The organism is Allobosea lupini (assembly GCF_900109525.1).
Taxonomy (GTDB): Bacteria; Pseudomonadota; Alphaproteobacteria; order Rhizobiales; family Beijerinckiaceae; genus Allobosea; species Allobosea lupini.
The window spans coordinates 821,787-835,736 of the sequence record NZ_FOAN01000001.1 but is presented as its reverse complement, the minus strand read 5'-3'; the positions used below and the strand labels follow the sequence as shown (position 1 = coordinate 835,736).

At 67.8% G+C, this 13,950-nt stretch carries 13 protein-coding genes; 11 read left to right on the top strand and 2 right to left on the bottom strand.

The window, feature by feature from the left end:
• Positions 1-11 precede the first annotated feature (11 nt).
• The 6 genes from BMZ21_RS04040 (at position 12) to BMZ21_RS04015 (ending at position 6,569) form a co-directional block, all read left to right on the top strand.
• Positions 12-1,301, top strand: a complete 1,290-nt coding sequence (locus BMZ21_RS04040; RefSeq protein ID WP_091829948.1) for a DUF2157 domain-containing protein — start codon at positions 12-14, stop codon at positions 1,299-1,301.
• The gene (locus BMZ21_RS04035; RefSeq protein WP_091829947.1) at positions 1,298-1,921 is read left to right on the top strand and encodes a GDYXXLXY domain-containing protein; all 624 of its coding nucleotides are present in this window, start codon (positions 1,298-1,300) and stop codon (positions 1,919-1,921) included. Before BMZ21_RS04040 ends, BMZ21_RS04035 begins: the two co-directional genes overlap by 4 nt.
• A 277-nt stretch (positions 1,922-2,198) precedes the next feature.
• On the top strand, positions 2,199-3,503 hold the full coding sequence (gene serS / locus BMZ21_RS04030; protein WP_091829945.1) for a serine--tRNA ligase: 1,305 nt from the start codon (positions 2,199-2,201) through the stop codon (positions 3,501-3,503).
• A gap of 4 nt (positions 3,504-3,507) precedes the next feature.
• Positions 3,508-4,269, top strand: a complete 762-nt coding sequence (gene surE, locus BMZ21_RS04025) for a 5'/3'-nucleotidase SurE (protein ID WP_091829943.1) — start codon at positions 3,508-3,510, stop codon at positions 4,267-4,269.
• 11 nt (positions 4,270-4,280) lie between these two features.
• Positions 4,281-4,940 carry a protein-L-isoaspartate O-methyltransferase family protein gene (locus BMZ21_RS04020; RefSeq protein WP_091829941.1) on the top strand — a complete coding sequence of 220 codons (660 nt, stop codon included), beginning with the start codon at positions 4,281-4,283 and terminating at the stop codon, positions 4,938-4,940.
• A 261-nt stretch (positions 4,941-5,201) separates the two neighbouring features.
• The gene (locus BMZ21_RS04015) at positions 5,202-6,569 is read left to right on the top strand and encodes a LysM peptidoglycan-binding domain-containing M23 family metallopeptidase (RefSeq protein ID WP_091829939.1); all 1,368 of its coding nucleotides are present in this window, start codon (positions 5,202-5,204) and stop codon (positions 6,567-6,569) included.
• A 210-nt stretch (positions 6,570-6,779) separates the two neighbouring features.
• On the opposite strand, the gene BMZ21_RS04010 is transcribed toward BMZ21_RS04015, so the two are convergent.
• Positions 6,780-7,658: an ATP-binding protein gene (locus tag BMZ21_RS04010; RefSeq protein ID WP_091829937.1), complete on the bottom strand. Its 879-nt coding sequence runs from the start codon at positions 7,656-7,658 to the stop codon at positions 6,780-6,782.
• 289 nt (positions 7,659-7,947) lie between these two features.
• Between BMZ21_RS04010 and yajC the strand changes: the two genes are divergently transcribed.
• The 5 genes from yajC to BMZ21_RS03985 all read left to right on the top strand — a co-directional run bounded on the left by yajC (position 7,948) and on the right by BMZ21_RS03985 (position 12,392).
• A complete protein-coding gene (gene yajC, locus BMZ21_RS04005) occupies positions 7,948-8,217 on the top strand; it encodes a preprotein translocase subunit YajC (protein ID WP_091830596.1) in 270 nt (89 codons plus the stop codon).
• 53 nt (positions 8,218-8,270) lie between these two features.
• Positions 8,271-9,881, top strand: a complete 1,611-nt coding sequence (gene secD, locus BMZ21_RS04000; protein WP_091829935.1) for a protein translocase subunit SecD — start codon at positions 8,271-8,273, stop codon at positions 9,879-9,881.
• A 26-nt stretch (positions 9,882-9,907) separates the two neighbouring features.
• On the top strand, positions 9,908-10,849 hold the full coding sequence (gene secF, locus BMZ21_RS03995; RefSeq protein ID WP_091829933.1) for a protein translocase subunit SecF: 942 nt from the start codon (positions 9,908-9,910) through the stop codon (positions 10,847-10,849).
• A 171-nt stretch (positions 10,850-11,020) separates the two neighbouring features.
• Entirely contained in the window at positions 11,021-11,401 is a 381-nt protein-coding gene (locus BMZ21_RS03990; protein WP_091829931.1) for an Mth938-like domain-containing protein, read from the top strand.
• A 109-nt stretch (positions 11,402-11,510) separates the two neighbouring features.
• A complete protein-coding gene (locus BMZ21_RS03985) occupies positions 11,511-12,392 on the top strand; it encodes a phytoene/squalene synthase family protein (protein ID WP_091829929.1) in 882 nt (293 codons plus the stop codon).
• A gap of 122 nt (positions 12,393-12,514) precedes the next feature.
• Here BMZ21_RS03985 and trmFO read toward each other — a convergent pair whose 3' ends face one another.
• Positions 12,515-13,927, bottom strand: coding sequence for a methylenetetrahydrofolate--tRNA-(uracil(54)-C(5))-methyltransferase (FADH(2)-oxidizing) TrmFO (gene trmFO / locus BMZ21_RS03980; RefSeq protein ID WP_091829927.1), 1,413 nt, complete (start codon positions 13,925-13,927; stop codon positions 12,515-12,517).
• Positions 13,928-13,950: the final 23 nt, after the last annotated feature.

Below are 13,950 nucleotides of genomic sequence, written 5' to 3'. Positions count from 1 at the left end.
AATAAGCGCGCATGCTGACGGGTTCCTATCGCAAACGGCTCGAAGCCGATCTGGGTCGCTGGGTGGGAGAGGGGCTGGTCAGTCCCGAAAGCGCCGCGACCATCCGCCGTTCGCTGGCGCAGGAGGGCGGCGGCTTCAAGCTGCCGGCCCTGATCGGCCTGTTCGGCGGCCTGCTGATCGCCTCCAGCGTTTCCGCCTTCGTCGCGGCGAACTGGGACGAGATCCCCCGCATCGCCAAGCTCGTCATGATCCTGCTCGGCCTCGCCGGCGCGCTCGGCATCTCGGCCCGGCTGGAAAGTCGCGGTTCGACAGGCGGCGCGGACGCCGCCGCGACCTGCGGCACGCTGATCTTCGCTGCCGGCGTCGCGCTCGTCGGCCAGATGTATCATCTGCCGACCGACTGGCCGGGCGGGGCGCTGCTGGTCGCGCTCGGCGCGCTGATCGTCGCCTTTTTGCTGCGCTCGAACGGGGCGCTCGTCATTGCCATCGTCGGGATCGGCTGCTGGGCCGGCGGTCGCTGGGACGAGGGCGAGAGCAGGGCGCACCTGCTGTTCTGGCTGCCCTTCCTGCCGGCGCTCTGGCTGGCCGCGACCCGCCACAACCGCCTCGTCCATCATGTCGCGGCGCTGGCGCTGCTCGGCTGGTTCGCGACACTGCCGGGCCAGCCGGCCTTCCTGCGCTTCGACTACGGCCTGCTCGCCTATGGGCTCGCCGTCTCCGCGTTGTTCGTCGCGCTCGGCGCGCTGGCGCTCGACCGGGGCGGGCCGGGCCTGCTCACCGCCTTCCTGCCCTGGGGGCTGATCGGGCTGATCCTGTCGCTCAATGTCGAGCTGATCCGCATCCTCGATCCGAGCGAGGCGAAGGCGGGAACGGCGCATTCGCTGAACTATGTCGCCTATGCGCTGGCGCTGCCGGCGGTGATCGGCCTCGGCCTGCTGGCGCGCGAGCGCCGCTTCGCCTGGCCGCTGGCAGCGGCGCTCGTGATGTCGCTGCTGGTACCGGTGCTGTTCTGGAGCGGCGGCGCGGTCAGCATGGCTGGCAAGATCGTCGTGGCGGCATTGATTCTCTCGATCGCGATAGGCCTCGTCGTCGCCGGTGCGGGTGGCGGCGTGCGCCGGCTCAGCATCGCCGGCTCGCTGCTGTTCGCCATCGCGATCGTGACTCTGCTCTGGCAGACCATCGGCACCTTGCTCGACCAGTCGCTGTTCTTCCTGGTCGGCGGCGCGGCCCTCATCGCGATCGCCAGCGGGATGCGCCGGCTCCTCGCCAAATTCAGCAAGCCGGTGGAGGCCACGCCGTGATCCGCCTGCCGTCCGCCGATGCCTTTACCGGCCGCGTCTCGCCGCTCTGGCGCGGGCTCGCCGCCATTGTCCTGCTTTGTGCGCTGATCCTTGCCATGGTCGAGTCGCGCGCCGGCATCCTGCGCTCCGGCACCGAGATCAGGCTCGCGACGGCGCCCGTCGACCCGCGCGACCTGTTTCGCGGCGACTATGTCATCCTCGGCTACAAGATCAGCACGCTCGATCTCTCCAGGCTCGACGGCGACAAGAGCTTCGAGCGCAACCAGACGGTCTTCGTCCGCGTCGCGCCCGGGGCCGATGGGCTCGCCGAGGCGAAAGGCGTCTATCTCGCCCGTCCGGCTGCTGGGGCCGGCGAGACCGTGATCGTGGGCAAGGTCGCCTCGGCCGGCGCCTGCGTCGCCAATGCCGACGGCGATCCCGATTGCAATGCCGGCCGCCGTGCCATCCGCGTCAGCTATGGCCTCGAAAGCTATTTCGTGCCCGAAGGCACCGGCCGCCCCATCGAGACGACCGAGCGCAAGCGGCTCGAAATCGTCGCGGCCGTGTCGAGCTCCGGACAGGCGGCGATCAAGCGCCTGCTGATCGACGGCAAGCTCGTCCATCAGGAGCCGCCTTACTGAAGGCCCGGTAACAGGTAAGGCGCGGGGAACCCTTCTCCCGTGTGGGAGAAGGGCAGGGATGAGGGCCTGCCCTATCCTCAGACGGCGTAACGGCGGCCGCCTCGCCCCAGCAACAGGCGGCGGTCCCTCACCCCTACCCCTCTCCCATCCGGGAGAGGGGATCCCGCGCAAACCTGTCTCTGTCTCGCCCGCACCCGCCCACGGCGACGCAGCGCTTCCGTGCCGGCGCGGCATGCTCTAGAGCATCAGCCGATTCCACAACGGATCGGCTTGAGCGATGTACGACATCAGATGGATTCGCGAGAACGCTGAGGCGTTCGATCGGGGCTTGCAGCGGCGCGGGCTTGAGAAACTGTCGTCGTCGCTGCTGGCGCTCGACGACCAGCGCCGGGCCGCGATCAGCAAGGCACAGGCCGCGCAGGAGCGTCGCAACGCCCTCTCCAAGGAGATCGGCAAGGCGATGGGCCAGAAGGACCTCGCTTTGGCCGAACAGCTCAAGGCCGAGGTCGCCGCGCTGAAGGAGCAGGTGCCGGCGCTGGAAGCCGAGGAGAAGGCCGCAGTCGAGGCGCTGAACGCCCAGCTCGCCGCGATTCCGAACACGCCGCTCGACGAGGTGCCGGAAGGGGCCGACGAGCACGGCAATGTCCTGCTGCATGCCCATGGCACGAAGCCGGAAGAGACTGGCAAGCGCCTCGTTGGCGTCAACCAGCCGAAGGAGCATTACGAGCTCGGCGAGGCGCTCGGCCAGATGGACTTCGAGACCGCGGCGAAGCTCTCCGGCTCGCGGTTCGTCGTGCTGGAACGCCAGATCGCCAGGCTGTCGCGCGCCATCGGGCAGTTCATGCTCGACACGCACACGGAGGAACACGGCTATACTGAGGTCAATCCGCCTCTGCTGGTGCGAGACTCGGCGGTCTACGGGGTTGGTCAACTGCCGAAGTTCGAAGAAGACCTGTTCCGGACCACTACGGGGCATTGGCTGATCTCGACGTCCGAGGTGACGTTGACGAATTTCGTTGCGGACATGATCGTCTCCGAAGAGGAGCTGCCGCGCCGCTATACCGCGCTGACCCCTTGTTTCCGCTCCGAGGCCGGCTCGGCCGGGCGCGATACGCGCGGCATGCTGCGCCAGCACCAGTTCGAGAAGGTCGAGCTCGTCTCGATCACCGCGCCGGATAAGTCGCGCGAGGAGCATGAGCGCATGCTGTCTTGCGCCGAGAACGTGCTGAAGAAGCTCGACCTGCATTATCGCGTCATGACTTTGTGCACCGGCGACATGGGCTTCGCCTCGCAGAAGACCTACGACATCGAGGTCTGGCTGCCCGGCCAGAAGACCTATCGCGAGATCTCGTCCTGCTCGGTCTGCGGCGATTTCCAGGCGCGTCGCATGAATGCCCGCTACAAGACCAAGGACGGCAAGGGCCCGTTCTTCGTCCATACCCTCAACGGCTCGGGCACGGCGGTCGGCCGCGCCTTGATCGCGGTGATGGAAAACTACCAGAACGCCGACGGCTCGATCACCGTGCCGGACGTGCTGGTTCCCTATATGCGCGGGGTCACCCGCATCAAGAAGGCGGCCTGAGCCCATGCGCATCCTGGTGACCAATGACGACGGCATCCATGCCGAGGGCCTCGCCGTCCTCGAGCAGATCGCGGCCCAGCTCTCCGACGATGTCTGGGTAGTCGCGCCCGAGACCGACCAGTCGGGCGTGGCGCATTCGCTCTCGCTGTCGAACCCGCTGCGCCTGCGCCAGATCGAGGAGAAGCGCTTCGCCGTCCAGGGCACGCCGACCGATTGCGTGATCATGGCGGTGCGCTCGGTCATGGCCGAGATGAAGCCCGATCTCGTGCTCTCCGGCGTCAACCGCGGCCAGAACGTCGCCGAGGACGTGACCTATTCCGGCACCATCGCCGCCGCCATGGAAGGCACGCTGCTCGGCATTCCCTCGATCGCGGTGAGCCAGGCCTATATGGCGGGCGACCGCACCCAAATCATCTGGGACTGCGCCCTGCAGCATGCGCCCGGCATCATCCGCCGGCTGCTGGAGGAGGGGATTCCCGAGGGGATCCTGTTCAACCTCAACTTCCCGAACGTGCCCCCGGCCGAGGTCGTTGGCGTGGCGGTGACGGCGCAGGGCCGGCGAGACCAGGAGCTGATGCGGCTGGAGCCGCGGCGCGACGGGCGCGGCAATCCCTATTACTGGATCGCCTTCCAGCGCGGGAAGCACGAGCCGGCCAACGGCACCGACCTGCGCGCCCTCGCCGAGAAGAAGATCTCGGTGACGCCGCTCGAGCTCGACCTGACGCATGAGCCGACGATGACGCGCTTTGCACAACTCTTCGCCTGAGGGCGGGAGGGATGACCGACGAGGGCGCCAGCAGCGAGAGCGAACGTACCGTCGCTTTCCTGTTGTCGTTGCGCGCGCGCGGCGTGCGCGACCTCGCCTTGCTCCGGGCGATGGAGCGCGTGCCGCGCGAGCATTTCGCGCCCTCGCGCTTCGCCGATCTCGCCCGCCAGGACGTCTCGGTGCCGCTCCCCTGCGGCCAGACCATGACTGCGCCGCACACGGTCGCCGCGCTGGTCGGCGCGCTCGAGATGAAGCCCGATTGCCGGGTGCTCGAGGTCGGATCCGGATCGGGCTATGTCGCGGCGCTGCTCGCGGCGATGGGGGGCAAGGTCGTCTCGCTGGAGCGCTATCGCACGCTCGCACTCGCCGCGCATGAGCGCCTCACCGGTGGTGGCTTCGCGCAGCTGGTCGAGCTGCGCCATGCCGACGGCTTGCAGCCCGATCGTACGCTCGGTCGCTTCGAGCGCATCCTGGTCAACGGCGTGATGCAGACGGTACCGGAGGCGCTGCTTGCCCGGCTGGAGATCGGCGGGCGCCTCGTCGGGGCGCTGCGCGTCGAGGGGGCAGGGCGGCTCGTCGTGGTCACCCGCAGCGAGGACGGCTTCGATCACGCGCTCGGCGCGATCATGCGCATCCCGCCGCTGGCGCCGGGGCTGTCGCAGGCGCTGTAGATTCCTTGCAGGCGTCACTCTGATCCAGTCCGTCATGCTCGCCCTTGTGGCGAGCATCCACGTCTTGAACACGGCATTCGATCCATCAGGCGAAGGCGTGGATGGTCGGGACAAGCCCGACCATGACGGGCGCGCCACCGTCAGGGAGATTGCGGCTGCCTTCGAAAATTCACCTGACCTGTCAGTAGCGAAACGCCTTCTTAACCTAACCGGCTCTTTAATGCGGACCGTAGAGTTGCGTCGTTCGCGAGTGCAGAGTCCATGCGTAAGCAAGTCGAGCTGGCCGTGTCGAAATCCGTGGTTCGCGCCGTGTCGGTCTGCGCCCTTGCGGCCGGCCTGGGCGCCTGCTCCTCGGAGGCCATGCGCTTCACCGAGGCGCCTTTCGGCAATCCCTTCAAGACCGCTCAGGCCCCGGCCCCCCAGCGCGATCCGGCCACGACAGGCTCGATCGGCCGCAACGGTCCGAGCCAGTCCTATGAGACGGCCTCCGCCGCCGGCAATCCGAGCGTGCGCAGCCAGCCTCTGGCGCCACCGACCGCTTCGGTCGCTGCCCGTCCCGCGCCGCAATCCGCCCCCGCTCCGAGCGCGCCGGGTTCGGCCGCCGGCTGGAGCCCCCAGGGCGGCACCCCGATCGTCGTCGCCCATGGCGAAACGCTCGACGTGATCGCGGGTCGCTACGGCGTGCCGCGTTCGGCGCTGATGCAGGCTAATGGCCTCCGCGGCGAAGTCACGCCGGGTTCGCGCATCGTCGTCCCCGTCTACAATGGCGGCGGCTCGCAGACCGCCGCGCGCCAGCCGGCGCCGAGCGATAACCGTTTCGAGCAACCGCGCTCTGCTCCGCCGCCGGTGTCGCGTCCGATAGCCTCCGCGCCGGCCGTGTCCGCGGCTGCCCCGAAGGTCGCGGCCGTCGATACCCGGGCACAGGCTGCCCAGGCGAAAGCGCAGGCTGCCGCCGAGGCCAAGGAAAAAGCCGCCGCCGATGCCAAGCGCATGGGCGAGGCCCGTGCCCGCTTCGCCGCCGAGGCCAAGGCCAAGGCCGCCGCAAAGGCCGGCAACGAGACCAAGGCCGCGGCGCTGCCGGCGCCGGCCCCGGCTCCTGTCGCTCAGCCGGCCAAGCCGAAGACTGCCGCTCCGGTTGTCGCCAGCGCGCCGGCCGACAAGGTCACCGTGCAGCCGAAGGTGGTTGCTCCTGAGCCGAAGGCCGCCGAGCCGCAGACCACTGCGAGCCTGCCCAAGGCCGAGGAACCCGCTTCGTCCGGCGCCGAGTTCCGCTGGCCGGCCCGTGGCCGCGTCATCACCGGCTATGCCGGCAAGGGCGGCAATGAGGGCATCAACATCGCGGTTCCCGAAGGCACGCCGGTCAAGGCGGCTGAGGGCGGCGTCGTCGCCTATGCCGGCAGCGAGCTCAAGGGCTATGGCAATCTCGTGCTGATCCGCCACCCGAACGGCTATGTCTCGGCCTACGCCCACAACGGCGAGCTCAACGTCAAGCGTGGCGAGACGGTCAAGCGCGGCCAGGTCGTCGCCAAGTCCGGTCAGTCCGGCAACGTCAACTCGCCGCAGCTGCACTTCGAGCTGCGCAAGGGTTCGACCCCGGTCGATCCGATGCCCTATCTCAGCAGCAACTAGTCCCGGTCAGACTTCGACCGGCAATTGCGAGACCCCACCGGTCGAAACCAGGCGGGGCGGTCCCAGGAAAGGCCGCCCCGCTTTTCTTTTTTCGATGCGTCATGCTCGGGCTTGACCCGATTATCTCAGGCAGGACGGGCTCTGGTTGGCGCCTTTCTCGTCATGAGGTTCTCGGATCTACACTTCGCTCCGTCCGAGAATGACGCCCTGTCACCCCTCCAGCTTCGTTTCCAGCCGCCCCGCCAGGTCCTGGATGTACTGCCAGGCCGTACGCCCGGAGCGCGAGCCGCGCGTCGTCGCCCATTCCAGCGCCTCGCGCCGCAACTGCTCCGGCTCGATCGTCAGGCCGAAATGGCCGACATAGCCTTCGATCATCGAAAGGTACTCGTCCTGGCTGCACTTGTGGAAGCCGAGCCAGAGGCCGAACCGGTCCGACAGCGAGACCTTTTCTTCCACCGCCTCACCAGGATTGATCGAGGTCGAGCGCTCGTTCTCGACCATCTCGCGCGCCAGCAGATGCCGGCGATTCGAGGTCGCGTAGAACACGACGTTCTCCGGGCGCCCCTCTACGCCGCCGTCCAGGGCCGCCTTCAGCGACTTGTAGGAGGTGTCCTGCCCGTCGAAGGAGAGGTCGTCGCAGAAGACGATGGCGGGATGCGGATCGGCCTTGAGCAGCCCCATCAGCACCGGCAGGCTCTCGATGTCCTCGCGGTGGATCTCGATCAGCTTGAGGGGGAGGGCGCCAGGCGGCAGTCGCTTGTTGGTGTCGGCATGCACCGCCTTGACCAGCGACGATTTGCCCATGCCGCGCGCCCCCCAGAGCAGGACGTTGTTGGCCGGCAGGCCGCGGGCGAAGCGCTCGGTGTTCTCGGCCAGCGTATCGCGCACCCGGTCGACGCCGCGCAGCAGCCCCAGCGCGACGCGGTTCACCTTGGCGACCGGAGCAAGTTCATGGCCGGCGGCATGCCAGACGAAGGCGTCGGCAGCGGAGAGATCGGGCGTGCGCTTGGCGGGCGGCGCGAGGCGCTCCAGCGCGTCGGCGATGCGCAGCAGGGTGGCGAGCGTCTGGTCGGGGGCGGTGTCGGTCATCGCAGCGGGTCCGCTAACATGGCGTACCGAACGGTACGGTACGCTCATAACTCCGCTCTGCTCGTGAAGGCAAGGCCATTGCGCGCAGAGCAGGGAGCGCTTAGCTGGGAGAACGGTCGCAGGACCGGTCGCTTTCGATTGATTTCATGACATCGCTGGCTATAGTCCGCGCGATTTTGCAACCCCCGCGCCGGCCGGCCGTCAATCGGCGGCGACGTGAAGGAGCCTTCCCGTGATCACCCCCGCTTTTGCCCAGGGCCTTGGAGGCGGCGGCACCAACGACGTGCTGATGTCGCTGGTTCCGTTCGTCCTGATCTTCATCATCATGTGGTTCCTGATCATCAGGCCGCAGCAGAAGCGGGTGAAGTCGCATCAGGAGATGATCAAGAACGTGCGCCGCGGCGACACGATCGTCACCTCGGGCGGCATCATCGCCAAGGTCTCGAAGGTGATCGACGACGCCGAGCTCGAGGCCGAGATCGCCGACGGCGTGCGCGTGCGCATCCTCAAGGGCATGGTTTCGGACGTGCGCGCCAAGGGCGAGCCGGTCAAGAGCTGAAGGCCGTGAGGCGCGGCTAGACGCCGCGCCCGCCAACAAGGCTGTTCATACAGATGCTTCGTCTCCAGGCCCGCAAGGTCATTCTCGTTCTGCTCGTGCTGGTCTTCGGCTGCGGGCTCGCCGTGCCGAACCTGTTCTCGCCCGAGACCCGCAAGGCGATCGAGCAAGGCGCTCCGGCCTGGATCCCGCGCTTCCTGCTGCCGATCCATGCGATGACGCTCGGCCTCGATCTGCAGGGCGGCTCGCACGTCCTGCTCGAGATCGACCGCGCCGACCTGATCCGCAGCCAGGTCACTCAGCTGCGCGACGACGTCCGCCGCATCCTGCGCGAGGAGCGCGTCGGCCTGCAGGGCGGCATCGGCCTGACCCCGCGCGGCGTGCAACTGCGGGTTCCCGACGCGGCCGACCGCGCCAAGCTGATGCCGAAGCTGCGCGAGCTCGCCCAGCCGATCGGCACCTTCGGCGCCTTCGGACCCTCCGGCAACCAGTCGATCGAGGTCAACGAGAACCCCGACGGCCTGATCCAGCTTAGCGTCACCGAGGCCGGCGCGAACGAGCGTATCCGCCGCGCCGTCGAGCAGGCGATGGAAGTGCTGCGCCGCCGCGTCGACGCGCTCGGCACCACCGAGCCGAACATCCAGCGCCAGGGCCTCGACCGCATCCTGGTCCAGGTACCGGGTCTGCAGGACCCGCAGCGCCTGAAGCAGATCCTCGGCGAGACCGCCAAGCTGCAGTTCCGCATGGTCGCGGATGCGAATGCCGGCGATGTCGACATGCTGCCCTCGCAGGACCAGGGTGGCCAGCCGATCCCGATCAGCCGTCAGGTCATCGTCGAGGGCGAAGATCTGATCGACGCCCAGCCGGCTTTCGATCAGCGCACCAGCCAGCCGATCGTCAATTTCCGCTTCAACATCCGCGGGGCCCAGCGCTTCGGCCAGGCGACCACCGAGAATCTCGGCCGCCAGCTCGCCATCGTGCTCGACAACAAGGTGATTTCGGCCCCGGTCATCCAGTCGCCGATCACCGGCGGCTCCGGCCAGATCTCCGGCAACTTCACGGTCGAGGCCGTCAACAACCTCGCCATTCTGCTGCGCGCCGGCGCCCTGCCGGCGAAGATGACGATCGTCGAGGAGCGCACCGTCGGCCCCGGCCTCGGCCAGGACTCGATCCAGGCCGGCAAGATGGCGACGATCATCGCGACCGTGCTGGTCATCCTCTACATGATCGGCAATTACGGGCTGTTCGGCATCATCGCCAGCATCGCGCTGCTCGTGCACGTCTGCCTGATCCTCGGCCTGATGTCGCTGCTGGGCGCCACCATGACCCTGCCTGGCATCGCCGGAATCGTGCTCACCATCGGCACGGCGGTCGATTCGAACGTGCTGATCTACGAACGCATGCGCGAGGAATCGCATCTCGGCAGATCGCTGGTCTCGGCGCTGGAAGCGGGCTTCACGCGTGCCTTCGCGACGATCATCGACTCCAACGTCACCATGCTGATCGCCGCGGTCGCGCTGTTCGCGCTCGGCTCCGGCCCGGTGCGCGGCTTTGCCGTCGTCTTCATCCTGGGCATCCTGACCACGGTCATCACCGCGGTGACGCTGACGCGCATGCTGATTGCGCTCTGGTATCGCTGGGCGCGGCCGAAGGCCCTTCCGTTCTGATCCCGCAGGCCAGGAGATAACAGACCATGCGCCTGCTTCGCATCGTTCCCGACAACACCAAGTTCCGCATCGTCCACTGGCGCCGTCTCGCCTATCCGTTCTCGGCTGCCTATTCGGTGCTGGTGCTGGTGCTGTTCCTGACGGTCGGCCTCAATTTCGGCATCGATTTCCGCGGCGGCACGCTGATGGAGATGCAGGCCAAGAGCGGCAAGCCCGACATCGCGCAGGTCCGCCAGACCGCCAACAGCTTCGGCTTCGGCGAGGTCGAGGTCCAGGAATTCGGCAATGCCGGTGACCTCTCCATGCGCTTTGCGCTCCAGCCCGGCGGCGAGGTCGCGCAGCAGGCGGTGGTGACCAAGGCGCGGGCCGCCTTCGCCGACGCCTACGAGTTCCGCCGCGTCGAGACCGTCGGTCCGCGCGTCTCGGGCGAACTGGTCCAGGCCGGCACGCTCGGCGTCGTGCTCGCGATCATCGGCGTCCTGGTCTATCTCTGGTTCCGCTTCGAGATGCAGCTCGCCATCGGCGCGATCGTCGGCACCATGCACGACATCGTGCTGACCATGGGCTTCTTCCTGATCACGCAGCTCGAATTCAACCTGACCTCGATCGCGGCGATCCTGACCATCGTCGGCTACTCGCTCAACGAGACCGTCGTGGTGTTCGATCGGACGCGCGAATTGCTGCGCCGCTACAAGACCATGCCGATCCCGGAGCTGCTCGACCTGTCCGTCAACTCGACGCTGTCGCGCACCGCCATCACCTCGACCACCACGATCCTGGCGCTGATCGCGCTGGTCTTCTTCGGTGGTACGGCGATCGAGGGCTTCGCATTGGTCATGCTGTTCGGCGTGATGGTCTGCACCTATTCGGCGATGTTCGTCTCGACACCGGTGCTGCTCTATCTCGACGTGCGCGCCGGCCGCCTCGACCAGAGCGAGGAACTGGCCGAGGCCAAGGCGCGGGTCTGAGGGCCTGTCGTTTATTCGCATATGGCGCAAGTCATCCCGGCCGGGGCGGCGTAGCCGCGCAGAGCCGGGATCCATTCCTGAGCCTCACCGATCAAGGTTCCGGAATGGGTTTCGGGTCTCCCTCCGGTCGCCCGGGACGACGCGCTTTGTCGGCAACCGCGAGAGGTAGTCATGGAGCGTCGCTTCGACGGCTTCGTACCCGGCCGCTACCAGCTCGACGCCTTCGGCGCCGGCGGCTTCCGCTTCGCCGGGATGAGCCACCGCGGCTCGATCCTGGCGACGCCGTCCGGCATCCGAATCTGGCCGGTCACATCCTTCGCGCAGGTCACGCTGGAGAGCCTGCAGCCGGTTCTCGACGAGGCCGAAACGATCGATTTCCTGATCCTCGGCATCGGCCATGACATCGCCTTCCTGCCGCCCGCGCTGCGTGATCCGTTCAAGGCCGCCGGCATCACCGTCGAGGCGATGGCGACGCCGGCCGCGGCACGCACCTACAACGTCCTCGTCGGCGAGGAGCGGCGCGTTGCCGCAGCGCTGATCGCGGTCGACTAGTCGGCGATCAAATCCAACCAGCCATGTCGCTCCCGCGTAGCCAAGGCCGCTGCCTGAGCCTAGACTGCCGCCGCTTCGACCCGCGTGACGGCGGGAGCGGGGAGGGCGCATGACCACGAGAACCGAGGACCGTGCCGGCACTGCGCCGGCCCCGCTCTCCCAGGCCTATGGCCATTGCCTGGCGCTGGTCCGGGAGCACGATCCCGACCGCTATATCGCCTCGCTTTATGCGCCCGAGGCGCTGCGGCCCGGCCTGTTCGCGCTCTATGCCTTCAGTCATGAGATCGCCCGCGTGCGCGAGCAGGTCAGCGAGCCGTTGCCGGGCGAGGTCCGCCTGCAATGGTGGCGCGATGTGCTCGAGGCCGGTTCGGACGCGCCCGTGTCGGGGCACCCGGTCGCGCAGGCTTTGCTTGACACCGTCAGGCGCTTTCGCCTGCCGATCGCCCCGCTTTCAGGCCTGGTCGAGGCGCGCGTCTTCGATCTCTATGACGACCCTATGCCCGCGCTCTCCGACCTCGAAGGCTATGCTGGCGAAACCTCGAGTGCGCTGATCCGGCTTGCGTCCCTCGTGCTGGGCCAAGGCCGCGATCCCGGCGGCGCGACAGCCGCCGGCCATGCCGGCGTCGCCTATGCGCTCTGCGGGCTGATGCGCGCCTTCCCCTGGCATGCGGCGCGCGGACAGGTTTATCTCCCGGCCGATCTGCTCGGCCGCAACGGCGTCACCCGCGAGGACATCGTGCGTGGCCGCGGCGGGCCGGGCCTGACCTATTCGCTGAAGGAGATGCGGGCGCTGGCGCGCATCCATCTGCGCAAGCTCAACGACCTCTCCGCCACCGTGCCGGCCGCGATCAGGCCAGCCTTCCTCCCCGTTGCGTTGGTCGAGCCCTATCTCCGGCAAATGGAGCGGCGCAGCTACGATCCCTACCGCACCATCATCGGCCTTTCGCCGCTCCGGCGGCAATGGACGCTGTGGCGTGCGGCACGGGCGTAGCAGAGCAGCGCGTCATGCTCGGGCTTGACCCGAGCATCTCAGGCAGAAGGAGGCTCTGATCGGTGCCTTCTTGTCATGAGATTCTCGGGTCTGCGCTTCGCTCCGCCCGAGAATGACGGCAGTTATTCCGCCGCCTCGACGCTCTTAGCCCCAACCCACCCATCCATCTCGATCTTCGCCCGCGCCGTCAGCGCCTGCTTGCGGGCGAGGCTCTTGGCCGGGCCCTTCAGGCGCTTGCCGTCCGGACCCGTGGTCGCGACGCCCTCGATATGCGGGAACAGGCCGAAATTGATGTTCATCGGCTGGAAGGAGCGCGGGCCTTCGTCGATGGTGACGATATGACCCCCGGTGATGTGGTTGACCAGCGCGCCCAGCGCCGTCGTCGCTGGTGGCAGCTCCAGCGGCAGGCCGAGCCGCTCGGCCGCGGCGAGCCTGCCCGTCAGCAGCCCGATCGCGGCGCTCTCGACATAGCCCTCGCAGCCGGTGATCTGCCCGGCGAAGCGCAGACGCGGATCGGCCTTCAGCCGCAATTGCGGATCGAGCAGTTCCGGCGAGTTGAGATAGGTGTTGCGGTGGATGCCGCCGAGCCGGGCGAACTCGGCATTCTCCAGCCCGGGGATCATCCGGAAGATCGCCGCCTGCTCTCCGTATTTCAGCTTGGTCTGGAAGCCCGTCATGTTGAACAGCGTGCCCAGCGCATTGTCCTGGCGGAGCTGGACGACGGCATAGGCCTTCACCGTCGGATTGTGCTTGTTGGTCAGGCCGACCGGCTTCATCGGCCCCCAGCGCAGCGTCTCGCGGCCGCGCTCGGCCATCACCTCGATCGGCAGGCAGCCGTCGAAATAGGGCGTGCCCTCCCACTCCTTGAACTCGGTCTTCTCCGCCGCGAGCAGCGCGTCGATGAAGGCCTCGTACCGGTCGCGGTCGAGCGGGCAGTTGATGTAGTCGGCGCCGGTGCCGCCCGGGCCCGCCTTGTCATAGCGCGACTGGAACCAGGCGACGTCCATGTCGATCGAGTCGAAATGGACGATCGGTGCGATCGCGTCGAAGAAGGCGAGCTCCCCCGTGCCGGTGAGTGAGCGGATGCCCTCCGCCAGCGCCGGCGAGGTCAACGGGCCGGTCGCGACAATGACCTTGTCCCAATCGGCCGGTGGCAGGCCGGCGATCTCGCCACGTTCAATCGTGACATTCGGATGGGCTTCCAGTGCCGCGGTGACGGCCTGCGAGAAACCGTCGCGGTCGACCGCGAGCGCCCCGCCGGCCGGAACCTGGTGGGTGTCACCCTTCGCCATGATCAGCGAGCCGAGCCGGCGCATCTCCCAATGCAGTTGGCCGACGGCGTTGGAGGACGAATCGTCCGAGCGGAAGGAGTTGGAGCAGACCAGTTCGGCGAGCCCTTCCGTCTTGTGGGCGTCGGTGCCGCGCACCGGACGCATTTCGTGCAGGACGACCGGAACGCCGGCCTCAGCGATCTGCCAGGTGGCTTCCGAACCGGCGAGGCCGCCGCCGACGACGTGGATGGGTGCGATTGTCATGGTCGCGATGTGTCCGCGGCAGC

Coding starts and splice junctions, on each gene's coding strand:
- yajC (WP_091830596.1), top strand. CDS start 7,948: ATGTCGCTGGTTCCGTTCGTCCTGATCTTCATCATCATGTGGTTCCTG.
- BMZ21_RS04020 (WP_091829941.1), top strand. CDS start 4,281: ATGACCGACGAGGGCGCCAGCAGCGAGAGCGAACGTACCGTCGCTTTC.
- BMZ21_RS03985 (WP_091829929.1), top strand. CDS start 11,511: ATGACCACGAGAACCGAGGACCGTGCCGGCACTGCGCCGGCCCCGCTC.
- secF (WP_091829933.1), top strand. CDS start 9,908: ATGCGCCTGCTTCGCATCGTTCCCGACAACACCAAGTTCCGCATCGTC.
- surE (WP_091829943.1), top strand. CDS start 3,508: ATGCGCATCCTGGTGACCAATGACGACGGCATCCATGCCGAGGGCCTC.
- secD (WP_091829935.1), top strand. CDS start 8,271: ATGCTTCGTCTCCAGGCCCGCAAGGTCATTCTCGTTCTGCTCGTGCTG.
- trmFO (WP_091829927.1), bottom strand. CDS start 13,927: ATGACAATCGCACCCATCCACGTCGTCGGCGGCGGCCTCGCCGGTTCG.
- BMZ21_RS03990 (WP_091829931.1), top strand. CDS start 11,021: ATGGAGCGTCGCTTCGACGGCTTCGTACCCGGCCGCTACCAGCTCGAC.
- BMZ21_RS04040 (WP_091829948.1), top strand. CDS start 12: ATGCTGACGGGTTCCTATCGCAAACGGCTCGAAGCCGATCTGGGTCGC.
- serS (WP_091829945.1), top strand. CDS start 2,199: ATGTACGACATCAGATGGATTCGCGAGAACGCTGAGGCGTTCGATCGG.
- BMZ21_RS04010 (WP_091829937.1), bottom strand. CDS start 7,658: ATGACCGACACCGCCCCCGACCAGACGCTCGCCACCCTGCTGCGCATC.
- BMZ21_RS04015 (WP_091829939.1), top strand. CDS start 5,202: ATGCGTAAGCAAGTCGAGCTGGCCGTGTCGAAATCCGTGGTTCGCGCC.